This window comes from Delftia sp. DT-2 (assembly GCF_028401915.1).
Lineage (GTDB): Bacteria > Pseudomonadota > Gammaproteobacteria > Burkholderiales > Burkholderiaceae_C > Comamonas > Comamonas tsuruhatensis.
The window spans coordinates 1-24732 of record NZ_JAQOTI010000007.1 but is presented as its reverse complement, the minus strand read 5'-3'; the positions used below and the strand labels follow the sequence as shown (position 1 = coordinate 24732).

At 69.8% G+C, this 24732-nt stretch carries 25 protein-coding genes; 9 read left to right on the top strand and 16 right to left on the bottom strand.

The window, feature by feature from the left end:
- Positions 1-34: 34 nt before the first annotated feature.
- From PO605_RS13520 to PO605_RS13505, 4 genes are read left to right on the top strand one after another with little or no spacing between them, the layout of a single operon-like run.
- Positions 35-1141 (top strand): ABC transporter substrate-binding protein, encoded by a 1107-nt coding sequence (locus PO605_RS13520; RefSeq protein ID WP_013800720.1) that lies wholly within the window; start codon positions 35-37, stop codon positions 1139-1141.
- Positions 1138-2193: an ABC transporter permease gene (locus PO605_RS13515; protein WP_047474781.1), complete on the top strand. Its 1056-nt coding sequence runs from the start codon at positions 1138-1140 to the stop codon at positions 2191-2193. The genes PO605_RS13520 and PO605_RS13515 overlap by 4 nt, the downstream gene beginning before the upstream one ends.
- Positions 2187-3008, top strand: coding sequence for an ABC transporter ATP-binding protein (locus tag PO605_RS13510; protein WP_272206548.1), 822 nt, complete (start codon positions 2187-2189; stop codon positions 3006-3008). Before PO605_RS13515 ends, PO605_RS13510 begins: the two co-directional genes overlap by 7 nt.
- A 12-nt stretch (positions 3009-3020) precedes the next feature.
- The gene (locus PO605_RS13505; RefSeq protein WP_016450922.1) at positions 3021-4211 is read left to right on the top strand and encodes a c-type cytochrome; all 1191 of its coding nucleotides are present in this window, start codon (positions 3021-3023) and stop codon (positions 4209-4211) included.
- A 45-nt stretch (positions 4212-4256) separates the two neighbouring features.
- Here the strand turns inward: PO605_RS13505 and PO605_RS13500 are convergent, their stop codons facing one another.
- On the bottom strand, positions 4257-4538 hold the full coding sequence (locus PO605_RS13500; RefSeq protein ID WP_034364513.1) for a type II toxin-antitoxin system RelE/ParE family toxin: 282 nt from the start codon (positions 4536-4538) through the stop codon (positions 4257-4259).
- A complete protein-coding gene (locus PO605_RS13495) occupies positions 4535-4816 on the bottom strand; it encodes a hypothetical protein (RefSeq protein ID WP_016445493.1) in 282 nt (93 codons plus the stop codon). The genes PO605_RS13500 and PO605_RS13495 overlap by 4 nt, the downstream gene beginning before the upstream one ends.
- A 252-nt stretch (positions 4817-5068) precedes the next feature.
- On the opposite strand from PO605_RS13495, the gene PO605_RS13490 reads away from it, so the two are divergent.
- Together PO605_RS13490 and PO605_RS13485 are read left to right on the top strand one after the other, a co-directional pair.
- Positions 5069-5542, top strand: coding sequence for a (2Fe-2S)-binding protein (locus PO605_RS13490; protein ID WP_012207419.1), 474 nt, complete (start codon positions 5069-5071; stop codon positions 5540-5542).
- Positions 5543-5556: 14 nt separating this feature from the next.
- A complete protein-coding gene (locus PO605_RS13485) occupies positions 5557-7824 on the top strand; it encodes a xanthine dehydrogenase family protein molybdopterin-binding subunit (protein ID WP_047474783.1) in 2268 nt (755 codons plus the stop codon).
- Positions 7825-7872: 48 nt separating this feature from the next.
- On the opposite strand, the gene PO605_RS13480 is transcribed toward PO605_RS13485, so the two are convergent.
- The 11 genes from PO605_RS13480 to PO605_RS13430 form a co-directional block, all read right to left on the bottom strand.
- On the bottom strand, positions 7873-8844 hold the full coding sequence (locus PO605_RS13480) for a LysR family transcriptional regulator (protein WP_016445491.1): 972 nt from the start codon (positions 8842-8844) through the stop codon (positions 7873-7875).
- 84 nt (positions 8845-8928) lie between these two features.
- Positions 8929-9819 (bottom strand): DMT family transporter, encoded by an 891-nt coding sequence (locus tag PO605_RS13475; RefSeq protein ID WP_047217154.1) that lies wholly within the window; start codon positions 9817-9819, stop codon positions 8929-8931.
- Positions 9816-10811 carry a LysR family transcriptional regulator gene (locus tag PO605_RS13470; RefSeq protein ID WP_043822138.1) on the bottom strand — a complete coding sequence of 332 codons (996 nt, stop codon included), beginning with the start codon at positions 10809-10811 and terminating at the stop codon, positions 9816-9818. The genes PO605_RS13475 and PO605_RS13470 overlap by 4 nt, the downstream gene beginning before the upstream one ends.
- Positions 10808-11788, bottom strand: coding sequence for a quinone oxidoreductase family protein (locus PO605_RS13465; protein ID WP_047468435.1), 981 nt, complete (start codon positions 11786-11788; stop codon positions 10808-10810). The genes PO605_RS13470 and PO605_RS13465 overlap by 4 nt, the downstream gene beginning before the upstream one ends.
- 131 nt (positions 11789-11919) lie before the next feature.
- Positions 11920-13038 carry a porin gene (locus PO605_RS13460; RefSeq protein ID WP_047468437.1) on the bottom strand — a complete coding sequence of 373 codons (1119 nt, stop codon included), beginning with the start codon at positions 13036-13038 and terminating at the stop codon, positions 11920-11922.
- Positions 13039-13109: 71 nt separating this feature from the next.
- Positions 13110-14108 (bottom strand): Bug family tripartite tricarboxylate transporter substrate binding protein, encoded by a 999-nt coding sequence (locus tag PO605_RS13455; RefSeq protein ID WP_047468439.1) that lies wholly within the window; start codon positions 14106-14108, stop codon positions 13110-13112.
- A 46-nt stretch (positions 14109-14154) separates the two neighbouring features.
- Positions 14155-15240, bottom strand: coding sequence for a CobW family GTP-binding protein (locus PO605_RS13450; protein ID WP_047468442.1), 1086 nt, complete (start codon positions 15238-15240; stop codon positions 14155-14157).
- A complete protein-coding gene (locus tag PO605_RS13445) occupies positions 15237-15602 on the bottom strand; it encodes a hypothetical protein (RefSeq protein ID WP_272206547.1) in 366 nt (121 codons plus the stop codon). The genes PO605_RS13450 and PO605_RS13445 overlap by 4 nt, the downstream gene beginning before the upstream one ends.
- Positions 15603-15610: 8 nt before the next feature.
- Complete coding sequence (locus PO605_RS13440; RefSeq protein WP_047474117.1) at positions 15611-17401, bottom strand: hydantoinase B/oxoprolinase family protein; 1791 nt, start codon at positions 17399-17401, stop codon at positions 15611-15613.
- Positions 17398-19494 carry a hydantoinase/oxoprolinase family protein gene (locus tag PO605_RS13435; protein WP_047474118.1) on the bottom strand — a complete coding sequence of 699 codons (2097 nt, stop codon included), beginning with the start codon at positions 19492-19494 and terminating at the stop codon, positions 17398-17400. Before PO605_RS13435 ends, PO605_RS13440 begins: the two co-directional genes overlap by 4 nt.
- 14 nt (positions 19495-19508) lie before the next feature.
- Positions 19509-20369 (bottom strand): fumarylacetoacetate hydrolase family protein, encoded by an 861-nt coding sequence (locus PO605_RS13430; protein ID WP_047474119.1) that lies wholly within the window; start codon positions 20367-20369, stop codon positions 19509-19511.
- Between the two features lie 155 nt (positions 20370-20524).
- Between PO605_RS13430 and PO605_RS13425 the strand changes: the two genes are divergently transcribed.
- Complete coding sequence (locus tag PO605_RS13425; protein ID WP_209799794.1) at positions 20525-21469, top strand: LysR family transcriptional regulator; 945 nt, start codon at positions 20525-20527, stop codon at positions 21467-21469.
- Positions 21470-21555: 86 nt separating this feature from the next.
- Here PO605_RS13425 and PO605_RS13420 read toward each other — a convergent pair whose 3' ends face one another.
- Positions 21556-21951 (bottom strand): RidA family protein, encoded by a 396-nt coding sequence (locus PO605_RS13420; protein WP_047473364.1) that lies wholly within the window; start codon positions 21949-21951, stop codon positions 21556-21558.
- A gap of 156 nt (positions 21952-22107) precedes the next feature.
- Between PO605_RS13420 and PO605_RS13415 the strand changes: the two genes are divergently transcribed.
- Positions 22108-22998 (top strand): LysR substrate-binding domain-containing protein, encoded by an 891-nt coding sequence (locus PO605_RS13415; RefSeq protein WP_272206546.1) that lies wholly within the window; start codon positions 22108-22110, stop codon positions 22996-22998.
- A 17-nt stretch (positions 22999-23015) separates the two neighbouring features.
- Here the strand turns inward: PO605_RS13415 and PO605_RS13410 are convergent, their stop codons facing one another.
- Positions 23016-23987 carry a 2-hydroxyacid dehydrogenase gene (locus PO605_RS13410; protein WP_272206545.1) on the bottom strand — a complete coding sequence of 324 codons (972 nt, stop codon included), beginning with the start codon at positions 23985-23987 and terminating at the stop codon, positions 23016-23018.
- Entirely contained in the window at positions 23984-24397 is a 414-nt protein-coding gene (locus PO605_RS13405; RefSeq protein WP_012207434.1) for a VOC family protein, read from the bottom strand. The genes PO605_RS13410 and PO605_RS13405 overlap by 4 nt, the downstream gene beginning before the upstream one ends.
- A 131-nt stretch (positions 24398-24528) precedes the next feature.
- Here PO605_RS13405 and PO605_RS13400 point away from each other — a divergent pair.
- On the top strand, positions 24529-24732 hold a 204-nt coding region (locus PO605_RS13400; RefSeq protein WP_272206544.1), incomplete at its 3' end, for a helix-turn-helix domain-containing protein.

The following is a 24732-nucleotide window of genomic DNA, read 5'->3' as shown; positions in this document are numbered from 1 at the left end:
TCGGCAGTCCCGAAACTGCTTTGGAGGGAGTTCCATGACCCGCAAGACCCAGACCGAGATCGACAGGACCCAGGACAGCCGCTGCGCCCATGGCGCAGATTGCGGTGCTTTCGGGGCGCTCGATGCTCCCGAGGCGACCGAGCCCTCGCTCTCGCGCCGCACCCTGATCCGCGCCGGCGCCGCAGCCGGCGCGCTGGGATCGGCCGCCTGGTTCAGCGGCCGCGCCGGGGCGCAGCCGCGCCAGAAGATCACCTTTGCCTGGAGCCAGGCCAGCTTCTGCCATTCGCCCATTCCCGTGGCGCTGGAGCGCGGCTTTTTCGAGCGCAACGGCCTGGACGTGGAACTGCTGAACTGGGGCGGCTCAGCCGACCAGTTGCTGGAGGCGCTGGCCACGGGCAAGGCCGATGCGGGCGCGGGCCTGATCCATCGCTGGATCAAGCCGCTGGAGGCGGGGCTGGATGTCAAGCTCATCGGCAGCGTGCACGGCGGCTGCCTGCGCCTGGTGGGCCTGAAGTCGGCCGGCGTCACGCTGGACCCCAGCACGCTCAAGGGCAAGACCATCGGCGTGGCCGATCTCAACAGCCCGGCCAAGCAGTTCTATTCCATCCACCTGGCCAAGCGCGGCCTGGATGTGGACAAGGACATCGAATGGCGCGTCTACCCGGCCGACCTGCTGGATGTGGCCGCCAAGAAGGGCGAGATCCAGGCCATTGCCGACGGCGACCCCAATCTCTACCTGATCGAGAAACGCAACCCCGGCACCTTCCTCGAACTGGGCAACAGCGCCAAGAACGAATACGCCGAAAGCATTTGCTGCGTGATCGGCGCAGGCGCAAAGTTCGCCCGGGCCAACAAGCCCGCAGCGGCCAGCGTGGTGCGCGCGCTCACCCAGGCCTCGGACTACATCGCCGAGAACCCCAACGAAACGGCGAAGATCTTTGCCAAGTACTCGCCCAAGGTGCCCGTCGAGGACCTGCAGCGCCTGCTGGCCGAGCTGACCTTCAAGCACCATCCGCACGGCAAGCCGCTGCGCGACGAGGTCCAGGCCTTTGCGGCCGACTTCCGCACGGCCGGCGTGCTCAAGAAGCAGACCGACCCTGGCCGCTTTGCCAGCCACATCACGCTGGACGTCCTCGCATGAGCACCGCAAGACCACGCTGGCGCCTGGGCGCCACGGATGCTGCACCCGGCCTGGAACGGGAACAGGCGCAGGACTCGCGCAAGGCAGGCCCCTGGCGCACCGGCCTGCTGGCCGCCGCCGCCTGGGCCGGCCTGGGCATGCTGACCCTGCTGTGGCCCAACAAGGAGATCGGCTTCAGCGAATGGGCATTCACGCAGGAATTCGGCATTGCCGCCCTGGCCGTGGCCCTGTTGCTGCTGGCATCGGCCGTGCTGCCTGTACGAGGCGCACGGCGCGTACGGCGCATCGACCGCTGGCTGCGCCCGGCCGGTGCCTGGCTGGTGGCCGCGCCGCTGCTGCTGGCGCTGTGGGAGACGCTGACGGCCAAGCTCGGCGCGCTGCCGCCGCCGTTCTTCGCACCGCCGCAAAGCCTGATCGACGTGGTCCATGAGGACTGGCAGCGCCTGGGCCTGTCCACGCTGTATTCGCTGCGGCTGCTGCTCAACGGCATCATGTTCGGCGCGGTGATCGGGTTTCTCACGGGCGTGTGGATAGGCTGGTCGCGCATCGCGGGCTACTGGGTGCATCCGCTGCTGCGCTTCCTGGGGCCGGTGCCGGCCTCGGCCCTGCTGCCGCTGGCCTTTTTCTTCGCGCCGTCGAGCTACTCGGCAGCCGTGTTCCTGGTGGCGCTGGCCACGTTCTTCCCGGTGGCCGTGCTGACCTGGTCGGGCGTGGCATCGGTCAGCAAGAGCTACTACGACGTGGCGCGCACGCTGGGCGCATCGCCCTGGTTCCTGGTGCTGCGCGTGGCCATCCCGGCCGCCCTGCCCCAGGTCTTCGTGGGCCTGTTCATGGGGCTGGGCGCCTCGTTCTCGGTGCTGATCACGGCCGAGATGATGGGCGTCAAGGCCGGCCTGGGCTGGTATCTGCAGTGGGCCCAGGGCTGGGCAGCCTACGCCAACATGTACACGGCGCTGCTGGTCATGGCCGTGCTGTGCTCGGGCCTGATCACGCTGCTGTTCACCGTGCGCGACCGCACGCTGTCGTGGCAGAAGGGAACCGTCAAATGGTGATTGCCGCAGAACACGCCGCCAACGCCGCAGCCACGCCCGCCATCGCCGGGGCGGCCCTAGCCGGCGCGGCCATCGATGTGCAGGCCGTCAGCCACTGGTTCGGCCAGGGGCAGGGCGCGCTGCAGGTGCTCGACGAGGTCAGCCTGCAGGTGCGGCCCGGCGAGTTCGTCGCCCTGCTGGGCCCCAGCGGCTGCGGCAAGTCCACGCTGCTGCGCCTGGTGGCCGGGCTGGACGCGCCCACGGCCGGCGCCGTGGCGCAGGACGGCACGGCCATCACCGAGCCCGATCCCTCACGCATCGTCGTCTTCCAGGACCCCACGCTGTTTCCCTGGCGCACGGTGCGCGGCAACGTGGCCCTGGGCCTGCAGGCACGCGGCCTGCTGGACAGCCAGTCCCACCGCATCGACGAGGCCCTGCGCCTGGTGGGACTGGAGGATTTCGCGGACAGCCATCCCCACCAGCTGTCGGGCGGCATGGCCCAGCGCGCGGCCCTGGCGCGCGCCCTGGTCAACGACCCGCGCCTGCTGATCCTGGACGAGCCGCTGGGCAAGCTCGACTCGCTGACACGGCTGGCCATGCAAAGCGAGATCCTCAAGATCTGGCAGCGCGCAGGCTTTTCCGTGCTGCTGGTCACCCACGATGTGGAAGAGGCCCTCTTCCTGGCCCACCGCGTGCTGGTCTTCAGCCAGCGGCCCGCCCGCATCGTGGCCGAGATCGATGTGGACCTGCCCTACCCGCGCCAGCGCGGCCACGCCCGCCTGTCCGAGCTGCGCCACGAGGCCCTGCGCCACCTGGGCCTGGACCAGACCTGGTAGCGCCCGCCTCCGATGCAACGCAGCGACTCCCCCGACTGGCTCAACCCCTTGATCGGCGCCATGCAGCAGGCCCAGGTCGGCCTGCTGCAGCTGCTGCACGGCCTGGGCCTGGCCGGCACGGTGGATGGGCAGCCCGCCTGGCCCTGGGCCCTGCGCCTGTCCGGCGAAAACCTGGTGATCGACCTGGGCCAGGCCCGGGGCCTGCTGTGGTCGCTGGCGGCCGTGGTCACCGCCATCGTTTTGCTGGTGCTGGCCCTGGCGCTGGTCCTGGTGCTGCGCCGCATCCGCCTGCCGGCCCTGGTGCTGACCGCGCTGGCCGCGCTCGCCCTGCTGCTGGCCCCCTGGCCGCGTGCCGACCTGATCCTGGTGCCCGCGCATGCCACCAGCTTCCATGCCTCGCCCACGGGCTTCAGCGTGGAGAGCATTGCGCGCGGCAGCGCGGTCTATGCCCAGCACTGCACGGCCTGCCACGGTGCCGATGGCCGGGGCCACGGCCCGCTGGCCGCCAGCCAGCCGGTCTGGCCCCCCAACTTCACCAGCCCGCTGCTGTGGCGCCGCGCAGATGGGGAATTGCTCTGGGCCATCCTTCATGACCGCCGCCCCGTGGAGTCTGGCGACGGCGCACGGGCACACGGCCAGGCCGACCGGCTGTCCAGCGACGACGCCTGGGCCCTGATCGACTTCATGAAGGCTCGCGCCGCAGGCCAGATGCTGCAGATCGCCGGCAGCTGGCCCTATCCCGTGGGACTTCCCGACATGGCCGTGCAGTGCGCAGGCCAGCCCGCACGCCGCCTGAGCACCTGGCAAAGCCGCCAGCAGCGGCTGAGGGTGGTGGCAGGCAGCGGCCCGGTGCAGGAAGACCCGCGCCTGGTCAGCCTGCAGCTGTCACCCGATGGCGGCAACCGCGCCGCCAGCGCCCTGGACTGCACCGTCAACGACCCGCGCGCCTGGCAGGCCATGGCCCTGCTCAGCGGCTCGGAGCAGCTGCAGGGCATGCAATGGCTGGGCGACCGCAGCGGCTGGCTGCGCGCGCTATCGCGTCCGGGCGCCCAGGGCTGGTCGGAGGACGACCTGGTCTGCCGCACGGACACGGTGGCCGAGGCCACCTCCGGCGCTGGCGCAGTGGCCGATGGCCTGAGCGCGCTGATTGCACGCATGGACGCCGAGCCCGTGCGGTTCATCAAGGGTGGGTTTGTGCATTGAGTTGTGCATTGATCAGGGCCATCCCGGCCTGGCATGCAGTTATCGTCACCGCGCTGGCGGCCACTGGCGCGCGGTGTGCACCAGAGCCAGCACCCAGACCGTCGTGCCATTGATCTCATAGACAAGGCGGTAGCTTCCATGGGGAATCAGCTCGCGCGTGCCGGCAATCCTGCCCGTTTTGCCCATCTTGGGATACGCGGCCAACCGGGCCGCTGCGTCGCTGAAAAGCAGGTCCATGCGCAAGGCTGCGCGAGGATTGTCAGCTGCGATGTAGTCCCAGATATCGGCGCGATCCTGCTGCGCCTGCGGCGTCCAGATGACTTTCACGCACGGTCTGCCGCAACCTGACGGCGCCGGGCAGCGAACTCGGCCTCGACTTCCTCATTCGAGCGGCCAAGTCCAGCGCGCATGGAGGCACGTCCCTCCTCGACCTTGCGCTGAAGATAGCCGTCATATTCGCGGGCCTTGCGGCGCTGCTCAATGTAGCCGCGCATCAACTCCCGCATGACCTGAGATGCGGGCCGGTCCTCGCCTGCGGCTTCGGCCATGAAGTCTTCGCGCAGCTCGGCTTCCAGTTTCATGGTGAAAACGGCTTCCTTGGGCATGATCCACTCCTGTGAAGATACCAACAAAGTATATACAACGTCAGTACCAAACACTTCAGAAACTCAACCGCTCCGCCCCATTCGCAACTTGCACTTGCCAATGCATCAATCAAATCAGGACTAGTTGCAAGCAAGGCCTCTTTCTATATTCGCGCCTCGACGGCGCCCGGCTTCCATGGGCCGCAGCTGCGCACGACACTACTGCGGGGACCCCACCCCTGCCTGACTGACCCACAACAAGGAGAGACTGCGATGACCGATCTCACCATCAACGGCAAGACCGTTTCCATGGACCTGGACCCCGAGACGCCCATTCTGTGGGCCCTGCGCGACACGCTGGAGATGACCGGCACCAAGTTCGGCTGCGGCGCGGCGCTGTGCGGCGCCTGCACGGTGCACATGAATGGCCAGGCCATACGTTCCTGCGTGACGCCGATCTCGGCGGCCGCGGGCCAGAAGATCACCACCATCGAGGCCATGACCTCGGGCTCCGACCGCGTGGGCACCGCCGTGCGCGATGCCTGGGTGCGCCACGACGTGGCCCAGTGCGGCTACTGCCAGAGCGGGCAGATCATGAGCGCCACGGCCTTCCTCAAGTCGCTGCCCAAGGGCAAGAAGCCCAGCGGCGAGGAGATAGACGCGGCCATGGCCGGCAACATCTGCCGCTGTGGAACCTATGCACGCATCCGCACGGCCGTGGCCGATGCCGCGCGCACCCTGGGCTGAACGGAGAACGCCGCATGCTGACCACCTTCAACCCCGCCGAACTGCCGCGCGCCCTGCAGCACATCCTGGACCGTGACGAGGCCACTGCCGCCATCGCCGACGCGCCTACCCTTGCACAGATCCCCCGCCGCAGCTTCCTCAAGATCGCCGGTGCCGGTTCGCTGGCCCTGGGCGTGTTTCCCGCCATGGCGCAGGCGCCGGGCAAGGGCGAGGCCGCCGGCCTCAAGCCCACCGAGCAGCCCGCCTCCTTCGTGGAGATCTCGCCCAATGGCGAAGTCACCGTGGCCATCAACCGCCTGGAATTCGGCCAGGGCGTGCACACCGCCCTGCCCCTGGTGCTGGCCGAGGAGCTGGACGCCGACTGGAGCAAGGTCCGCGCCCGCCTGGGCGGCAACGATGCGGCCTATGCCGATCCGCGCTACGGCATCCAGATGACGGGCGGCTCCACCGCCCTCAAGCACAGCTACACCCAGTACCGCGAGCTGGGCGCCCGTGCGCGCGCCATGCTGGTGGCCGCCGCCGCCGCGCAGTGGAAGGTGGACGCCGCCACGCTGCGCACGCGCGAGGGCTTCGTGCTCGGCCCCAATGGCAAGAAGCTGTCGTATGGCGAGCTGGCCCAGGCCGCCATGGCCCAGCCCGTGCCGGCCACCGTCGTGCTGAAGAATCCCAAGGACTTCCGCCTGATCGGCAAGCCCACGGGCCGCATCGACGCCCGGGCCAAGAGCAGCGGCCAGCAGAGCTTCGGCATCGACATGCACCTGCCGGGCCAGCTGACGGCGGTGATTGCACACCCGCCCGTGTTCAAGGCACAGCTGGCCTCGCTGGACGACGCTGCGGCGCGTGCCGTGCCCGGCGTCAAGGCCGTGCTGCGCGTGCCCGTGGACGGCGGCGGCGAAGGCGTGGCCGTGATCGCCACCGGCTACTGGCCTGCGCGCAAGGGCCGCGAGGCGCTGAAGGCGCAATGGAACACCGACGCCGTGGAGAAGGTGGACAGCGAACGCCAGCTGGCCCAGTACCGCGAGCTGGCCGCGCAGCCCGGCGCGCGCCACTTCGACGCCGATATCTCGGCGCTGGACAAGGCGCCGCGCCATATCGAAGCCGAGTTCAGCTTCCCCTACCTGGCCCATGCGCCCATGGAGCCGCTCAACTGCACGGTGCAGATGGGCGAGACCGGCGAGGCAGGTGCCGACCTCTACCTGGGCACGCAGTTCGCGGGCGTGGACGGCATGGCCGCCGCGCGCGTGCTGGGCCTCAAGCCCGAGCAGGTGCGCGTGCACGTGCAGATGGCCGGCGGCGGCTTTGGCCGCCGGGGCGTGGGCACCAGCGACTATGTGGTCGAGGCCTGCCAGGTGGCGCTGGCCGCGCGCCGCGCCGGCCTGAGCGCCCCCGTGCGCATGGTCTGGAGCCGCGAGGACGACATCAAGGGCGGCTACTACCGCCCCATGCACCTGCACCGCGCCAGGATCGGCTTCGACGAACGCGGTAAGGTGCTGGCCTGGGACCACGCCATCGTGGGCCAGTCCATCACGGCGGGCACCATGTTCGAGGGCGGCATGATCAAGAACGGCATCGACGCCACGGCCGTGGAGGGCATGCGCGAGCCCTATCCGCTGCCCATGCGCCTGACCGTGCACCACCCCAAGGTCAACGTGCCCGTGCTGTGGTGGCGCAGCGTGGGATCGACCCACACGGCCTTCGTCATGGAAACGCTGATCGACGAGATCGCGCGCAGCAGCCGCCAGGACCCCGTGGCCTACCGCATGCAGATGTTCGGCGACAAGCACCCGCGCCATCGCCTGGCCCTGCAGCTGGCCGTGGACAAGAGCGGCTACGGCAAGCGCCAGCTGCGCGCGGGCCGCGCCTGGGGCGTGGCCGTGCACGAGTCCTTCGACACGGTGGTGGCCTATGTGGTGGAGGCCTCGGTCAAGGACGGCCGCCCGGTGCTGCACAAGGCCACGGCCGGCGTGCACTGCAACCTGGCCGTGAACCCGCGCACCATCGAGGCGCAGGTGCAGGGCGCAGCGCTGATGGGCCTGTCCATGTGCCTGCCCGGCGCGGCGATCACGCTCAAGGACGGCGTGGTGGAGCAGAGCAACTTCGGCGACTTCGCCGTGCCGCGCATCACCGACATGCCCGAGATCGCCGTCCACGTCGTGCCCAGCGCCGAGCCGCCGACGGGCATGGGCGAGCCCGGCCTGCCGCCGCTGGCACCGGCCTTCGCCAACGCCGTGGCGCAGCTCACGGGCAAGCCCGTGCGCAAGCTGCCGTTCGACCTGGCGTGATCGAGCTGGCGTGATCGATCTGGCCTGAACGGCCGGACCTGATCCCGGTCAGCCCCCGGAAAGGGCGGCGGCACCTGCGGCCGCCGCCCTTTCCAGTTCTTCCATGGTCAGCAGATAGTCCGGGCAGTCCTGCAGCCGCTGCACGGCCAGGTCGATGAAGGCACGCACGCGCCGGGGCAGCGCGTCGCGGCTGCCGTAGTAGACATGCAGGCCGATGTGCTCGCTGACATGCTCCAGCAGCACGGGCACCAGGCGCCCCGCGCGGATGTGCGCGGCCGCGCAGATGTTGGACAGCTGGCCCAGCACCTGGCCGGCCAGCACGGCATGCAGCTCCAGCTCGGCATCGTTGGTGGACAGGGCCGGCTGCAGGTAGCGGTGCGTGAGCTCGCCATCGACCGGCAGGTACCAGGGCATCACCGTGTCCGTGGCCGCATGGCGGAACATGCTGCAGCGGTGCGCGGCCAGCTCGTCCAGCGACCGGGGCACGCCATGGCGCTGCAGGTACTGCGGCGCCGCGCAGACGATGAGCTGCACGGGAAACAGCCGCCGCCCGATCACGCTTTCATCGGGCGAGGCGCCGATGCGAAACCCCGCATCGACCCGGTCCAGCACCCAGTTGCCTATGCCGTCGTCCAGCCGCACATCGGGGACGATGCCCGGGTGCAGGCGGCAGAACTCATCGAGCAGCGGCATCAGCACGGGCGCGAAGCAGGACTTGGGGCCCACGATGCGCAACGGCCCCGCAATGCCCTCGCGGCTGTCGCGTGCCAGGTTCAGTGCGCGGTCCAGCGCGGCCAGCGCCGGCTGGGTGTCCTGCAGGAAACGCTGGCCCTCCTCGGTCAGCGCCAGGCTGCGCGTGGTCCGGTGCAGCAGGCGCACGCCCAGGTGCTGCTCCAGATGGGCCACCGCCTGGCTGGCGGCCTGGGGGCTCACGCCCTGGGACAGCGCCGCCTGGCGCAGGCTGCCCAGCTCGACCGCCTTGGCAAAGGTGGCGATGGCGCGCAGTTCATTGATGGGCATGGTGCGGAAATCCGGTATTCGTGGGCTGACAGTGCCGCAGTATCCCGCCTTTGCGCATGCCCTGCCCGCGGCTTGCGGGGCAAGCTAGCGCCCCTGGCGCGCCAGCCATACGCCGGCTGCCGTCAAGGCCATGCCCGCCAGCGCCAGGCCGCCCAGCGTCTCGCCGAACATGGCCCAGGCGATCAGGGCCGTGGCCGGCGGCGTCAGGTAGAACAGGCTGGCCACGTGCACGGCGCCGCCGCGGCGTATCAGCAGGTTGAGCAGGCTGACCGCGCCCACGGACAGCACCAGCACCAGCCAGCCCAGCGCAAACAGGAACTCGCCGCTCCAGCGCACCTGCATGGTTTCCGTGGCCAGGGCCAGCGCCCCCGTCGCCACCAGGCAGGGCAGGTACTGGATGACCGAGCCCGTGCGCAGATCAAACGAGGGACAGAACCGCTTCTGGTACAGCGTGCCGGCCGTGATGCCGGCCAGCGCCACCACGGCCGGCACCAGCATGGCCAGCAGGGCATGGACCGGCACCGAGGCGATCTTGCCCGCCACCACCAGGGCCACGCCCGTGAAGCCCAGCGCCAGCCCGGCCCACTGCCGGGGCCGCACGGACTCGCCCAGCAAGGTGCCGGCCACCAGGGCCGTGATCAGCGGCTGCAGCCCCACCACCAGGGCCGTCACGCCCGAAGGCAGGCCGTGGGCGATGGCCGTGAACACGCCGGCCAGGTACACGCCATGCACGAACAGCCCTGACACGCCAATGTGCAGCCACTGCCGTGCCGACCGCGGCCAGGGCGCGCGCAGCACCAGGGCTACCGCCGCCATCAGCACCAGGACGATGGCATAGCGCAGCGTCAGAAAGGTCAGCGGCTCCACATAGGGCAGGCCGAACTTGGCGCCGATGAAGCCCGTGCTCCACAGCAGCACGAACAGCCAGGGAAGCAAGGCGGCCGCCAAGGCGGGCGGCGAGGTTTTTTGGGTCATGGAGCGGATGCGCAAGACGATAGGGGCGGCGCCAGTGTGTCATGCCCCGTGCGCCAGGGGCTGCGCGTGGCAAACCACCGCACCAGGCAGTCGCGCAGCGCCGTCATGGCCGCGCTGCTGAACGCCGCCGAGGGCCGCACGAAGTAGATGCCCGAGGCGCCATCCAGGCGCCATTGCGGCAGCACCCGCACCAGCCGGCCTGCGGCCATGTGCTCGCTCATCAGCCAGTCGCCGCCGGCCAGAATGCCCACGCCCATGACGGCGGCCGTGAGCAGGGCCTCGCTGTCATTGCTGACCATGGGGCCGCGCACCAGCACGGTGTGCCGGGCCTGGCCTTGCGGTACATCGCCCGATGCGCCACCGTGCACCAGCTCCCATTGCGGAAACGACTGCAGCCCCGTGAAGCCCAGGCAGCGGTGCGCCGCCAGGTCCTCGGGGTGCACCGGCGTGCCGTGGGCCTGCAGGTAGGCGGGCGCGGCGCCCAGGATGCGCTGGTGCCCGCCCAGCCGCAGCGCCACGAGCCGGCTGTCCGCCAGCCGGCCTATGCGCACCGCCGCGTCGAAGCGCTCGCCCACGATGTCCACGAAGCGGTCCGCATACTCCACCTCCAGCACGATCTGCGGATGGGCCAGCGCAAACTCGGCCAGCAGCGGGCTGAGCCAGCGCCGTCCCATGGCGGCCGGCAGCGACAGCCGCAGCCGGCCCCGGGCCTGCGAGGCGCCCTGGGCGGCCTCCTTCTGGGCATCGGCAATCAGGCCGGCCGCCTGGCGCACCTTGTCCACCAGGCGCAGGCCCTCGTCGGTCAGGTGCAGATGGCGTGTGCTGCGCTCCACCAGCCGCACGCCCAGCCGGGTCTCCAGCGCGTTCAGGCGTTTGGACAGCACGGACGGATGGCGCAGCAAGGCCCGCCCCGCCGCAGCGAAGGAGCCTTGTTCATGCAGCGCCACCAGGGCCGCCAGTTCATCGGCGTGCTGGCTGTCCAGAAGGTTCATGGGGTCAGGATGATCGCACCTTGGGAGCGTCCCTGCTCCAGATCGCCATGCGCCTGCGCCACCTCCGCCAGCGCATACCGGCGCCAGACGCCGGGCACGATGATGCCGGCCGCCACGGCGGCCAGCACGTCCCGTGCGCGCTCCTGGTACTCGGCCGCCGTGGCAGTGTGCGCGGCCAGCGAGGGGCGCGTGAGGAACAGCGAGCCCTTGGCATTGAGCGTGGCCACCGAGATGGGATCGGGCAGGCCGGAGGTCGCGCCGAAGGACACCAGCAGGCCGCGCGGGCGCAGGCAGTCCAGCGAGGCGCCCAGCGTCGTGCGGCCGATGGGGTCGTAGACCACGTCGGCCTTCAGGCCCCCGGTGGCCTGCAGCACCTGGCCCGGCAGCGTGGCCACATCGAACACGAAGACCTCGTCGCAGCCGGCCGCCCGCGCGCGCTCCACGCTGGCTGCCTTGGACACCACGCCGATCACCAGGGCGCCCAGGTGCCTGGCCCAGGCGCACATCAACTGGCCCAGCGCACCGGCGGCGCCATAGATCACGATGCGGCTGCCGGGGCCCACGGCATGGGTGGTCTTGAGCAGGTACTGCGCCGTGATGCCCTTGAACAGCACGGCCGCCGCCGCGTCGTCAGGCAGCGCATCGGGCAGCTTCACCAGGCGCTCGGCCGGATACAGGCGGGCGCTGGCATAGGCGCCCAGCGGCCCCGTGGCGTAGCCCACGCGCTCGCCCACGGCCACATTCGTCACGCCCTCGCCCACGGCGGCCACCCGCCCCGCGCCCTCCAGCCCCAGGCCCGAGGGAAAGGCGATGGCGACAGCGCCCTTGCGCTGGCTCACGTCCAGCGGGTTCACGCCGATGGCCGTCTGCTCCAGCCAGACCTGGCCGGGGCCGGGCGCCTGCACCTCGACCGGCTCCAGGCGCATGGCGTCGGGGGTGCCTGCGGCGTCCATGCGGACCTTGATCAATGGGTTCATCTCGCTGCTCCGTGAAATGGGTGCAGCGTAGAAGAAGCGATTGAGGGCAGCAATAGGCCGGCGTGCAGTTCACTGCTGCATGGGGTGCAGCAATGACCACGAACCAGCGCGCACGCCGCCCACGCTGCCCGTCAGAAGTCGTGCCGGATGCCCAGCTCGAAGGCCGTGGAGGCGCGCCCGCCAAAGTAATTGACCGCGGCCGGATTGCCGCTGACAGCCGCACCCCCGGCAATGGCGAAGGCCGCCCCATTGCGGTTGGACATGCGGGCCGCATGCGCGTACAGCGCCGTGCGCCGCGACAGCGAGTGCACATAGCCCAGCGCCCACAGGTCGGCATCGCTGGCGCTTTGCGCCGCCGTCGCGCCCTTCTGGTCGGCCTTGACATAGCTGAGCTTGACCACGCCGCTGCCCACGGGAACGCTCATGCCCACCAGGGTGTTGACCGTGCGGTCCACGCCGTGCACCCAGCGGCGCTGGGCCAGGCTGGCCTTGAGCCAGCCGAAGTCGTAGGAGACGCCGTAGCTCTGGTCCTTGAAATGGATGCCGCTCAGGGTGTTGCGCGTGGTGAACTGCGCGCCCGCCACGTTCCAGCCCGCGCCCGCCCAGCCCAGCCGAACGCCGTTGCCGCGCGTCTGGCCTGCCGCCGTGGCGCCCTTCTCGCCCAAGGTGGCGATCAGGCTGCCGGACACGCCCTGCAGCCCGCCCAGGCCGGCCGGCAGGAAATACTCCACCGCATTGCTCACGCGCAGCGTGGGATTGGCAGCCTGCGACTCCGGCGCCGTGCCGAAGGCCTGGCCCAGCGCGCGGGAAGCCGTGAATGAGCGAAAGCCATTGGCGCTGCCGATGCCCAGCGTGGCAAACGGATCGAAGCCGCTCCACACCAGGTGCGTGGGCACCCAGTCCCGCCCCAGCCGCAGCTCGCCCCATTGGCGCGAGGCCAGACTGACCGTGGAGCGCCGGTCCCAGAACGGGCCGCTGGCGCCCATGGCGCCGGTGTCGGCCAGCAGGCTGCCGTCCAGGTAGAAGCCCGCGCTCAGGCCGTCGCCCAGGTCCTCCTGCCCCCGCAATACCAGCTTGCTGGTGGAGTTGGCGCCGCTGGCCTGCGAGGTGACCGTTCCCAGGCCCTGGTTGCGCACCTGCCTGACGCTCACATCGACGGTGCCCGAGATCGATACCGAGGACTGCGCGCCCGCATGCGCGGCGGCCAGCCCCAGCGAGGCGGCCAGGGCCTGGCGTATGAATACCTGCATGTTGTCTCCTTGTGGTTTTTTGCTTTGCTTTGCTTTTGCTCTTTCTCGGGCGTGTGCCGGTGTCTGCCCGGCTACTCGGGCTTGAAGCCCGCGCCCTTGAGCAGCGCGGCGCTCTGCGCCACATCGGCGGCGATGAAGCGCTTGAACTGCTCGGTGCTCTCCGAAACCGTGTCGATGCCCAGGCTCGCGAAGGCGCCGGACCTGGCCAGCTCGGCCACCGCCGCGTTGGAGGCCTGGTTCAGCCGCTGCACCCGGTCGGCAGGCGTGTCCCTGGGCGCCCACAGTCCGTACCAGGAGGTGTAGGCAAACCGCGGCAGGCCGCCTTCCTGCATGGTGGGCACCTCGGGCGCCAGCGGGCTGCGCTTGCCGGAGGTGATGGCAATCGGCCGCACCTTGCCGGCCTTGGCCAGCGGCAGCACGGAGACCATGGAGTCGAGCAGCAGGTCCACATGGCCGCCGCCCACATCCACCAGCGCGGGTTGCGTGCCCTTGTAGGGCACGTACTCGAGGCGCATGCGGCCCTGCTGGGCCAGCAGCAGCGTGGCCAGGTGGCTGGGTGCGCCCACGGCGGGAATGGCCGCCGTCCACGTGCTCTTGGCGCCTGCGGCCAGCACCTCGCCCAGCTTGCTGTGGGGCAGCTGCGGCGAGATCACCAGCATCAGCGGCGCCTCGCCCACGCGCGCCACGGGGACAAAGTCGGTCTGCGGGTCATAGGGCGGATGGGCCAATACCTGCTTGGCCAGCACATGCGTGGCGGCCGAGAACAGCAGGGTGTAGCCATCGGGGGCAGCCGCCAGCACCGCACGGCCGCCCACCACGCCGCTGCCGCCCACGCGGTTCTCGACGATGACCGTCGTGCCCAGCTGCTTGCGCAACTGCTCGGCGAACAGGCGCGCGGCGCTGTCCACGCCGCCGCCCGCCACGAAGGGGACGATGACCTTGACCATCTTGCCCGGCTCGGGAAAGGCGGCGGGCGCACTGGACGAGGCCATGCAGGCGATGGGCAAGGCAGCCAGCGCACCCAGTAAGGCGCCCAGCACCGGCCCCTTCAGCCGTTTCAGAGTTTTCATGCTTTGTCTCCTGTTTCTTTTGAAAATGGGCGGGCCGTTGCGTGGCTCAGCCCGGGTCCTGAATCGGCGCGCGCCGCCTGTGCCTGCGCACCAGCACGCTCAGCGTGTCGTCCAGGGCCTGGGCATCCAGCCCCCGCGTGATGAAGACGATGCGCGTGCGCCGGTCGGCACCCGGCCAGCGGGGCAGCGTCTGCGGCGGGGCGAACAGGTGCTGCACGCCATGGATGACCAGGGGCTGGTCCGGGTGCTCCTGCAGGTGCACGATGCCTTTGACGCGCAGCAGGTCATCGCCGCGCATGGCCGTGACCCAGTCCATCCATTCGCCGAACGCCTGCGCGGGCAGGGGCTCGTCGCGCTGCAGCACAAAGGACGAGATGCCGTCGCGGTGCGTGCCTGCCGGCGCAGTCACCGGAGCTGTCACCGGAGCCATGGCCCGGTAGCCGGGTGCCTGGAGCATGCCCGCAGCGGCGTCCTCCTGCCCCGTCGCGCCTTCCGACATCAGCCGCTGCAGCAGCGCCACATGGTGGGCGGGGTCCAGGCCTTGCGGCGCCTCGCCGTTGATGGCCTGCACCTGGGCCAGCAGTTGCGCAGCGGGCTGTGCGCCGCCCAGCAAGTCTGTCTTGGTCAGCAGCACCAGATCAGCCACGGCCAGCTGCCGCACGGCTTCGGGATAGCCTGCCAGCGTGGCGCTGCCCAGCACGGCATCGACCGTGCAGGCCACGCCGGCCAGCGCATAGCGCGCGCGCACGGCGGGCTCGCCCAGGAAGGAGCGCAGTATCGGCCCCGGGTCCGCCAGGCCGCTGGTTTCGATCAGCACGCGGAGCGGCGCGCCCTGTTCGCGCAGGGCCAGGCGCTCCAGCGCCTCCACCAGATCGCCGCGCACGCTGCAGCACAGGCAGCCATTGGCCAGCAGCACCGTGTCCTCGCAGGCCAGGCTGGTCAGGTCCTGGTCGATGCCGACCGCACCGAACTCGTTGACGATGACGGCCGTCCCGTGCAGGTCCGGCAGCGCCAGCAGCCGGTTGAGCAGCGTGGTCTTGCCGCTGCCCAGAAAGCCCGTGAGCACGGTGACCGGAATGCGCTGGCCCGCCGCTTCGGGCAGGGCCAGCAGGCTGGAGAAATGCCCGCTCATGACGCCACCCCACCATGCACCTCGGCGAACGAGCGCAGCGTGCGCTCCAGCCGCGCCAGCGCCCACTGCGCCACGGCCTGCGGCACCTCGTCCGAGCCCAGTGCATCGAGCAGGCCGCGCAGCGGCTGCGCGCCCTGCCCGGCTGCGGGCCGGGCACGGAACCAGGCCGCCACCTCGGGCTGCTCGCAGCGCTCGCCCCCGTCCTGCAGGTAGTCCACGATGTCCAGCTCGAAGTCCTCCAGCCGCAGGCTGATGCCGCCCGCCCCGCAGGCGCAGGCACCGCCCAGCGCGACATGGCGCAGCGCCAGGGCGCACCACAGGTCCCAGAGCCGCTCGGCCTGCAGGGCGTGGTCGGAGGCCATGGCCGTGCTCACTGCCCGTCCCAGGCCACGGCCGAGGTTGCCGCTGCGGCCGACGGAGACCTGCCGCTGCGCAGCGCCTGCGTGCCCTCGTGGTCCACCTGCCCCTGGCTGTCCAGCGCCACGCGGTAGACCTCGCGGGCCACCTGGGCGCTCACATAGCCTTCGCGCACGTCCTCGGCCACCTTGTCCAGTTCGCGCGCCAGCGGGTCGCCAAAGCCTCCGCCGCCGCCCGACAGCATGCGGTAGGCATCGCCGCGTTCCAGCCGCACGTTGAAGATCTTGGCGTTGGCATGGTCGGTCTTCCACTCGCCCTTGTGGCGCACGGCCAGGCCGTTGCCCATTGCGTCGCCGCCGCCCTCCAGGCCCCAGGGCTTGCAGTGCACGCGGTCGATGCGCGTGGTGACGGTGAAGGGCGACAGCGCCTGCACCACCATCTCCGCGCCCAGGCCGCCCCGGTACTGGCCCGCGCCGGCCGAGTCCTGGCGGATCTCGTACTTCTCCACCAGCACCGGGTACTTGGCCTCGAGCTGCTCGGTGGGGCTGTTGTGGGTGTCGCCGTCATTGATGCAGACGGTGACGGACACGCCGTCCTCGCGGCTCTTGGCGCCCCAGCCGCCGCCCAGCGGGCCGATGCCGACGATGAACAGCCGCCCGTCCTCGGGCAAGATGCCATGGATGTTGGGAAACACCAGGTCCGCATGGTGGCCCGCGATGGAGCGGTCGGGAATCGCGGGCGCCAGCGCCTTGAAGATGGTGTCGATCACCGTCATGGGGAAGGTCATCCACACGCGCATGGGATAGGGCCTCTCGGCGCTGATCACCGTGCCCATGGGCATGATCACCTTGAGCGGCCGGAAGCTCCCGTCGTTGACCGGGTAGTCGGTCGGCGTGGTGAGGCATTTGTAGGCCACCTGCGCGCAGGCGATGCCCGTGGTGAAGCCCGAGTTGTAGAAGCCGCGCACCTGCTTGGAGACATCCGACAGGTCCACCGTCATCTCGTCGCCCTGCACCGTGACCTTGACGCGGATGGGAATGCGCTTGCCGATGTCCAGCCCGTCGTCGTCCATGAAGGACTCGGCCTCGTACACACCATCGGGAATCGACAGCGTGTTCTTGCGCGCCACGGCCTCGCTGGAATCCATGATCTGCGCGATGGCGCCGTTGACCGCATCCACGCCATAGCGCTGCAGCAGTTCCACATAGCGGCGCTCGCCCGTGGTGATGGCCGTGATCTGCGCGCGCAGATCGCCCAGGGCACGCTCGGCCAGGCGCACGTTCATCGCGATGATGTCGATCAGGTCCTGGTTGACCTCGCCCTGGCGCTGGTACTTCATGATGGGGATCTGTATGCCCTCGCTGAAGATGTCCGTGGTGACGTTGCCCAGCGTGCCGCCCACGTCCAGCCAGTGGGCCATGCAGCAGGTGAAGCCTTCGAGACGGCCCTCATGGAACACCGGCATGGTGAACGTGAAGTGGTTCAGGTGGCTGCCGGTGGTGTAGGCATCGTTGGTGACCAGGATGTCGCCGGGCAGGATGTTCTCGTAGCCGAAATGGCGGATCTTGGCCTTGACCGTCTCCGACATGCCGCGGATGAACATGGGCAGGCCCAGGCCGATGGACACCGTGTCGCCCTCGCGCGTGAACAGGCCGACCGTGAAGTCCAGCGCCTCGTAGATGATGAGGTTGTAGGCCGTGCGCGTCAGGTTGGTCTTCATCTCCTCCGTGACGGCGTACAGGCCGTTGCGGATGATCTCGACGGTGACCGGATCGACGGGCCTGGAGTCAGTGGGGTGGTTCATGTGCGGTCGCTCCCGATGTCGATTTGCAGATTGCCCAGTTCGTCCACGCGCAGCCGGTCGCCGGGCTGCACGACGGTGGTGGATGCGTGTTCCTCGATCAGCGCGGGCCCCGCGATCTCGTTGCCCGCCAGCAGGCGCTCGCGCAGATGCACCGGCGTGTCCACCCAGCCGCTGGAGCGGAAATAGACGGGCTTGACCGTGCGCACGGAGGCACGGCCGGGCTCGGCACTGCCGCGCTCCACGCTGTGCCGGGGCGGTTTCTTCATCGTGCCCAGCACGGTGACGCGCAGGCTCACGAGGTCGGCCGGCTCCTGCGGGGCCGAGGTGCCGTAGCGCACCTTGTGCAGCTCGTCGAACTGGCGCTTGATGGCCGAGCGGTCCCGGCCCTCGAAGAAGGCCATGGGCAGGTCCACGGTCACCGCATGCTCCTGGCCCACGTAGCGCATGTCGGCGGCGCGCTCGATCACGATGCCGTCCGGCGCGATGCCGGACTGCGCCAGCGCGGCGCGGCCCTCGTCCTCCATGCTCTGGTAGGCGGCCTCGATCTCCTCGAAGGACACCTCGCCCAGCTTGCGGAACACCGAGCGCACATAGTCGTAGCGCAGGTCGGAGAACAGCATTCCGTAGGCCGAGAAATAGCCGGGCGCATAGGGAATCAGCACCTTGCGGATGCCGATCTCGCGCGCAATGGCCGAGGCGTGCAGCGGCCCCGCGCCGCCGTAGACGACCATGGTGAAGCTGCCCGCATCCAGGCCGCGCTCGGTGGTCACGGCCTTGACGGCATGCGACATCTGCGTCACGGCGATGCGCAGGATGCCGTCGGCCGCCTCGGTGGGCTCCAGTCCCAGCGGGGTCGCCACGCGCTCGGCCATCTGGCGCTGGCAGGCGTCCATGTCCAGCTGCAGCTCGCCGCCCAGGAAATGCTCCGCGTCCAGCCGGCCCAGCACCAGGTTGGCGTCGGTCACCGTGGGCTCCAGCCCGCCACGGCCATAGGCCACGGGGCCGGGGATGGAGCCGGCGCTCTGCGGGCCCACGCGCAGCGCGTTGCCCGTCTCCACGCGGGCGATGGAGCCGCCGCCCGTGCCTACTTCGTGGATGTCCATCATCGGGATCTGTATCGGCAGGGCCTGCTCGTAGCCGCCGATCAGCGCCGAGCCCGTGGTCAGCGGCCGGCCTTCGCTGATCACGCCGGCCTTGGCCGTGGTGCCGCCCATGTCGAAGGCGATGGCATCGCCCATGCCCAGTTGCGCACAGATGGCCTGGGCGCCGATCACGCCGGCCGCCGGACCCGATTCGAGCATGCGAACGCAGCCCACCTTGGCATGCTCGACCGGGAACAGGCCGCCCGTGGACTGCACGATGTAGAAATCGCCCTCGAAGCCCTTGCCGCCCAGGTGGCTCTCCAGCTGGCCCAGGTACTGCGACACGCGCGGCCCCACATAGGCATTGGCCACGGCGGTGGACACGCGCTCGAACTCGCGGTACTCCTGCGACAGCTCGTGCGAGGCGCAGACGAAGGCGCCCGGCATCTCTTCCTGCAGGATCTGCTTGACGCGCTGCTCGTGCGCCGGATTGCGGTAGGAGTGCAGCAGCAGCACGGCCACGGCCTCCACGCCCTGCCCTGCCAGCTCGCGGGCCAGCTCGCGCACGGCCGCCTCGTCCAGCGGCTTGTGCAGGCTGCCGTCGGCGCGCAGGCGCTCGGACACCTCATGGCGCAGCGAGCGCCGCACCAGCGGCTGGTGCTTGTTGAAGAACAGGTTGTAGGCATCGGGCCGGTTCACGCGGCCGATCTCGTAGATGTCGCGAAAGCCCTCGGTGATCAGCAGCGCGGTGTGGGCGCCATTGCGCTCCAGCAGCGTGTTGATGGCAATGGTGGAGCCGTGCAGGAACAGATGGCCGTCGCGCCAGTCGATGCCCGCGCTGTCTATCGTGGCCTGGATGCCGTTGACCAGCTCGCCATGCGTGGACAGGGCCTTGCCGAACAGCAGCCGGCCGCTGGCCTCGTCGAACGCCGCCATGTCGGTGAAGGTGCCGCCGATATCGACGGCAATGCGCAGCCGGGGCCGCTGCGAAATCGCTTGTTGGTTATCCATGAATTTCTCCGGAGTCAGACGGCAGCGGTATCCGTGCCGATGCGGTTGCGCAGCACGCCTAGCCCAGTGATCTCGACCTCGACCACATCGCCATGCTTCATGTACAGAGGCGGCTCGCGGCGGTCGCCCACGCCGCCCGGCGTGCCCGTGGCGATCACGTCGCCGGGCGACAGCGGCGTGAAGCGCGACACATAGGCCACGATGGTGGGGATGTCGAAGATCAGGTCGCCCAGGCTGGCCTGCTGCATCACGCTGCCGTTCAGGCGCGTCTGCAGCGCCAGGCTGCGCACGTCGGCCACCTCGTCGCGCGTGACCAGCCAGGGGCCGAAGGGCGCCGTGCCGGGAAAGTTCTTGCCGGGCGTGAACTGGTGCGTATGGCGCTGCCAGTCGCGCACGCTCACATCGTTGAAGCAGGCATAGCCGGCGATGTGGTCGAAGGCATCTTCCTTTGCAATGTGGCGCCCGCCCCGGCCGATGACGAAGGCCAGCTCGCCCTCCCAGTCGAAACGCTCCGAGAAGGCCGGGCGCAGCAGCTCGTCGCCATCGGCGGCCAGACTGTCGTTGAAGCGCAGGAACAGCGACGGGTGCTCGCTGTCGGCGCGCCGCGTCTCGGCCACATGGGTCTTGTAGTTCAGGCCCACGCAGAGGAGCTTGCCGGGGTTGGGGATGACGGGCAGCGCCTGGGTCTGCGCCGCATCGACGGGCACGGCGCCGGCCTGCAGGGCCTGCTCCAGCTCGCCCAGCGCCTGTGCGCGCAGCACGGACAGCAGGTCGGGATGGCGGGCGAGAAAGTCGGCGGGCGGCAGCAGGAAGCGCTCGGCCAGAACCTGCCCGTAGCGGGGCTGTCCGGCATGGATGAAGCTGGCGAGTTTCAACGGATTTTCCTTAGGTTCGGTGTCTGGAAAACCTGCCACGGCAAGGCCGCTGGCAAGGCATGACTGCACTGTAGAAATCCCGTTGATATCTGGATAGATAGAATTTCAGGCTTTCAGAATTGCCTCATCAGGCATACCTCAACCGGGTAACCACCATGCACCTGCCCAGCGTCAAGCTCTTCCTCGAGGTCTCCGAAGCCGGCAGCATCAGCAAGGTCGCGGCACGGCGGCACACCGTGCAGTCGCACATCAGCCGGCAGATCAGCGAATTCGAAGCGTCGCTGGGCGGCCCCTTGCTGCGGCGCACGGGCCGGGGCGTCACGCTGACGCCGCTGGGCGCGCGGGCCGCGCTGCGGCTGCGCAGCTGGCTGCAGGAAACCGAGCAATTGCAGGAAACGCTGCGTGCGGACGCAGGCCAGCTATGGGGCGAGGTGCGGCTGGGCATCGTGCCCTCGGCCGCGCACCCGCTGATGACGCATGTGTTCGACTGGCTGCAGCGCGAGCACCCCGGCATACGCCTGAACATCACCGAGGCCCAGGGCACGGAGCTCGACGCGCTGCTGGACAGCGGCGCCGTGGACCTGGCCATCCTCTTTCGCTTCGCGCGCCCGGCCGGCGGCGACGAGCGGCTGCTGAGCACCGCGCACAGCTATCTGGTGTCGCGCCCTGGCGATCCCTTGACCCTGGCGCCCACCACGGAGTTCGCCGCGCTCGACGGCCTGCAACTGGTGCTGCCGCGCCGCCCCAGCCATTGGCGCGACGCGCTCGATGAGGCCGCGCACAGCCACGGCTTTCGGCTCGCCGCGGCCGCCGAGGCCGACTCGCTGACCGTGCAAAAGGAACTCGTGGCCCATGCGGCCGGCCTCTACTCGGTGATCGGCCCGTACTCCATCGATGCCGAGCTGCGCCAGGGCCGGCTGCAGGCCAGCCGCCTGGTCAACCCCGGCCTGGTGCGCCATGTGACGCTGGCCCTGCCCCGGCACGGCAAGCTCACCCAGGCCTGCCGCGTGGTGGGCGATGCCATCGAGGCATTGACGCAGGCATGGGGACAGCAGCTGTCGCCGGGGCCGCTGAGCACCTCGGGACTGCTCGGCGGTTGAAGGGATCAGATATCGGCCCCATCGGCTCCAGTCGTCGGCCATGCACGCCGTGGCCAGGCCATCGGAACAGAACGGCCGCAACCATGTCAGCGGGCCTGCCCATCACGCACGGCTGCAATGGCTTCGATCTCGATCAGGGCCGCCGGGTCGTACAGCGCCTGGATCTGGGCAATCGTGTCGGCCGGATAGGGGGCGCCGAAGAACTCGCGGCGCAGGGCGACCACCTCGTCGAAGTGGCCCATGTCGGTGACGAAGATGGTGACCTTGATCACGTCCTTCAGGCTGGAGCCGCCCGCCTCCAGCGCGCGGCGCAGATTGGCAAACGCCTGCCGGCCCTGGGCCAGGAAGCCGCCCGGCACGATGCGGCCATCGTCTCCGGCGCCGGCCTGGCCGGAGATGAACAGCAGCTCGCCAAAGCGAATGCCTTGCGACAGCAAAAACGGCTCGTAGGGGTCGGGTTGTGTGGTGACACGGTGCAGCATGGTTTCATTTCCTTCATCCATCCCCGGCAGGATCGCGCTTGGGGAATGGGTGGACGATAGGCAAGCCGGATGATTGCGACAAAGGTTCATTTGTCAGGCATAAGATGAGTTTTCCTCACCCCATTCCTCACCCGCCCCTTGCGTCCTCCAGCCCTCATGCAACGCAACCAGCTGCCGCTTTCCGCACTGCGCGCCTTCGAGGCCGCCGCCCGCCTGGGCAGCTTCAAGCAGGCCGCCGACGACCTGGCCGTGACCCCCACGGCCATCAGCCACCAGATCCGCGCGCTGGAGGAACAGCTGGGCCTGGCGCTGTTCGATCGCCAGGTACGCAAGGTGGTGCTGACCGAAGCGGGCGCCCAGCTCTATCCGGTGCTGCGCGACGGTTTCGACGCCTTTGCCGCCACGCTGGAGCGCCTGCTGCAAAAGCGCCTGCGCGCCCAGGTCAGCATCTCGGCCACCAATGCGTTCACCGTGAAATGGCTGGTGCCGCGCATGGCCAGCTTCCGCGCGATGCACCCGGAGGTGGACCTGCAACTGCAGGCCTCGGACGATATGGTGGACCTGCGCTCCCATGCCGTCGATATCGCCGTGCGCTACGGGCGCGGCCCCTATCCGGGCCTGGTGGCCGAGCCCCTGTTCAGCGACCGCTTTGCGCCCGTGGCCAATCCCCGGCTGGGCGTGCTGGGTCCGGCCGACCTGGCCCGCCTGCCGCTGATCCGCTTTGACTGGAAGACGGCGCACGTCAGCAATCCCACCTGGGAGCGCTGGTTTGACGAGGCAGGCCTGGTCTGGAATTCACCGGCGGGGCAACTGCGCTTTTCCGACGAGGGCCATGCCATCCAGGCGGCCATTGCCGGTCATGGCATTGCCCTGGTGAGCCTGGCCCTGGTGGCCGAAGACATTGCGGCCGGCCACCTGCTGCAGCCCTTCGGCCCCTCGATCACCGGCCATACCTACCATCTGGCCGTGGGCGAGCAACGGAAGCCGGGTCCCCATGTGCGCGCCGTCATGGACTGGCTCAGAAGCCAGTCCATGGCCTTGCCGTAGCCGAACCGCAGCCGCCCTCAGTAGCCCCGTGCCGCGTCCACCGCCTGCGGCAGCTCGCCGCTGGCGCGCCAGCGCCGGATGTTACCCGCCACGATGGCCGATGCCGTCGCGCGGTCCGTGGGTGCCGAGATGTGGGGCAGAACGGTCACGGCAGGGTGCGCCCATTGCCAGGACGATTCTGGCAGGGGCTCCTGGTCGAACACGTCCAGCACGGCATGGGCCAGACGGCCGCCGTCCAGGGCGGTGCGCAGCGCGGCATCGTCCACGATGGGGCCGCGCGCAAAGTTGATCAGCGAGGCATGGGCAGGCAGCGCGGCCAGCGCCTGCGCGCCGACGATGCCGCGCGTCTGCGGCGTGAGCGGCAGCAGGCATACGAGGATGTCGGTCTGCGCCAGCATGGCGGGCAGCTCGGCATCACCCGCATGGCATTGCACGCCGTCCATCTGCCTGGGCGTGCGGCTCCAGCCGCGCACCTGGAAGCCGGCCGACAGCAGCCGCTGCGCGGCGGCCTTGCCCAGTGCGCCCAGGCCCAGCAGCGATACCGTCCTGTCCTGCGCGCGCACGCCGTCATGCGCCAGCCATTGGCGCGCGGCCTGCTGCCGGGCATAGCGCGGCATGTCGCGGTGCAGGTACAGGGTCCAGGCCAGCACGGCCTCGGCCATGGTGGCGGCCAGTTGCGGGTCCACCAGGCGGACGATGCGCAGGTCGGTATCGCCCAGGTCGGCCACCAGGCGCTCCACGCCGGCCCAGACGCTGTGCACCCATTGCAGGCGCGGCAGCGTGCGCAGGTCAGCGGGCTGGGGGTTGGCGACGATGGCGACCTCGCAGGCCGCGCGCTGGTCGGCATCCAGCGTATCGAGCGCCACCACGCGCTCCTCGGGCAGGGCCGCCTGCAGGGCCTGCAGCCAGGCCTGGGCGGCCGGATAGCCGGGTGCGCAGACGAAAGGAAGCGGGGGGAGCGAGGCGCGAGGAGACAGCGAGCCGCTCATTTGGCGAAGACCTTGTCCAGGTCGGCGAAGCCCTTGACCTCGATGGGATTGCCGCTGGGGTCGCGGAAGAACATGGTGGCCTGCTCGCCGGGCTCGCCCTCGAAGCGGATGCCGGGCTGCAGCACGAAGTCCACCACGCCGCCGGACAGCCGCGCGGCCAGGGCCTTCCAGTCGTCCATGGCCATCACCAGGCCCAGGTGGGGCATGGGCACCATGTGGTCGCCCACGCGGCCGGTGTTCGTGACCGGGAAGGGCTCGCCCAGGTGCAGCGAGATCTGGTGGCCGAAGAAGTCGAAGTCCACCCAGGTCTCGGTGCTGCGGCCTTCCTGGCAGCCGAGCAGCGTGCCGTAGAAGGCGCGCGCTTCGTCCAGATCGCGGACATGGTAGGCAAGGTGGAAGCTGGTGCGCATGGCTGATCCTTTGGTTGTGCTTGTGGTGCAGGCAGGTTCGCAGGCCGTGGCCTGCCGTGGGTGGCGCGAGCCTAGCAGAGGCTTTTCAAAAGTGATAGCGTTGATTTCTTTGCAATCCCCAAGGAAATCTTTTGGATACCCGCTATCTCAAGAGCCTGATCGCCGTGGTGGACAGCGGCTCCATCGCCGATGCGGCGCGCGCCGAGCACCTGACCGCCGCCGCCGTGGGCCAGCGCGTGCAGGCGCTGGAGCGCGAGCTGGGCTTTGCCCTGCTTTCGCGCAGCGGCCATGCGGCCCGCCCCACCCAGGCCTGCCTGGCCCTGCTGCCGCGCGCG

Coding starts and splice junctions, on each gene's coding strand:
- PO605_RS13520 (WP_013800720.1), top strand. CDS start 35: ATGACCCGCAAGACCCAGACCGAGATCGACAGGACCCAGGACAGCCGC.
- PO605_RS13515 (WP_047474781.1), top strand. CDS start 1,138: ATGAGCACCGCAAGACCACGCTGGCGCCTGGGCGCCACGGATGCTGCA.
- PO605_RS13510 (WP_272206548.1), top strand. CDS start 2,187: ATGGTGATTGCCGCAGAACACGCCGCCAACGCCGCAGCCACGCCCGCC.
- PO605_RS13505 (WP_016450922.1), top strand. CDS start 3,021: ATGCAACGCAGCGACTCCCCCGACTGGCTCAACCCCTTGATCGGCGCC.
- PO605_RS13495 (WP_016445493.1), bottom strand. CDS start 4,816: ATGCCCAAGGAAGCCGTTTTCACCATGAAACTGGAAGCCGAGCTGCGC.
- PO605_RS13490 (WP_012207419.1), top strand. CDS start 5,069: ATGACCGATCTCACCATCAACGGCAAGACCGTTTCCATGGACCTGGAC.
- PO605_RS13485 (WP_047474783.1), top strand. CDS start 5,557: ATGCTGACCACCTTCAACCCCGCCGAACTGCCGCGCGCCCTGCAGCAC.
- PO605_RS13480 (WP_016445491.1), bottom strand. CDS start 8,844: ATGCCCATCAATGAACTGCGCGCCATCGCCACCTTTGCCAAGGCGGTC.
- PO605_RS13475 (WP_047217154.1), bottom strand. CDS start 9,819: ATGACCCAAAAAACCTCGCCGCCCGCCTTGGCGGCCGCCTTGCTTCCC.
- PO605_RS13470 (WP_043822138.1), bottom strand. CDS start 10,811: ATGAACCTTCTGGACAGCCAGCACGCCGATGAACTGGCGGCCCTGGTG.
- PO605_RS13465 (WP_047468435.1), bottom strand. CDS start 11,788: ATGAACCCATTGATCAAGGTCCGCATGGACGCCGCAGGCACCCCCGAC.
- PO605_RS13460 (WP_047468437.1), bottom strand. CDS start 13,038: ATGCAGGTATTCATACGCCAGGCCCTGGCCGCCTCGCTGGGGCTGGCC.
- PO605_RS13455 (WP_047468439.1), bottom strand. CDS start 14,108: ATGAAAACTCTGAAACGGCTGAAGGGGCCGGTGCTGGGCGCCTTACTG.
- PO605_RS13450 (WP_047468442.1), bottom strand. CDS start 15,240: ATGAGCGGGCATTTCTCCAGCCTGCTGGCCCTGCCCGAAGCGGCGGGC.
- PO605_RS13445 (WP_272206547.1), bottom strand. CDS start 15,602: ATGGCCTCCGACCACGCCCTGCAGGCCGAGCGGCTCTGGGACCTGTGG.
- PO605_RS13440 (WP_047474117.1), bottom strand. CDS start 17,401: ATGAACCACCCCACTGACTCCAGGCCCGTCGATCCGGTCACCGTCGAG.
- PO605_RS13435 (WP_047474118.1), bottom strand. CDS start 19,494: ATGGATAACCAACAAGCGATTTCGCAGCGGCCCCGGCTGCGCATTGCC.
- PO605_RS13425 (WP_209799794.1), top strand. CDS start 20,525: ATGCACCTGCCCAGCGTCAAGCTCTTCCTCGAGGTCTCCGAAGCCGGC.
- PO605_RS13420 (WP_047473364.1), bottom strand. CDS start 21,951: ATGCTGCACCGTGTCACCACACAACCCGACCCCTACGAGCCGTTTTTG.
- PO605_RS13415 (WP_272206546.1), top strand. CDS start 22,108: ATGCAACGCAACCAGCTGCCGCTTTCCGCACTGCGCGCCTTCGAGGCC.
- PO605_RS13410 (WP_272206545.1), bottom strand. CDS start 23,987: ATGAGCGGCTCGCTGTCTCCTCGCGCCTCGCTCCCCCCGCTTCCTTTC.
- PO605_RS13405 (WP_012207434.1), bottom strand. CDS start 24,397: ATGCGCACCAGCTTCCACCTTGCCTACCATGTCCGCGATCTGGACGAA.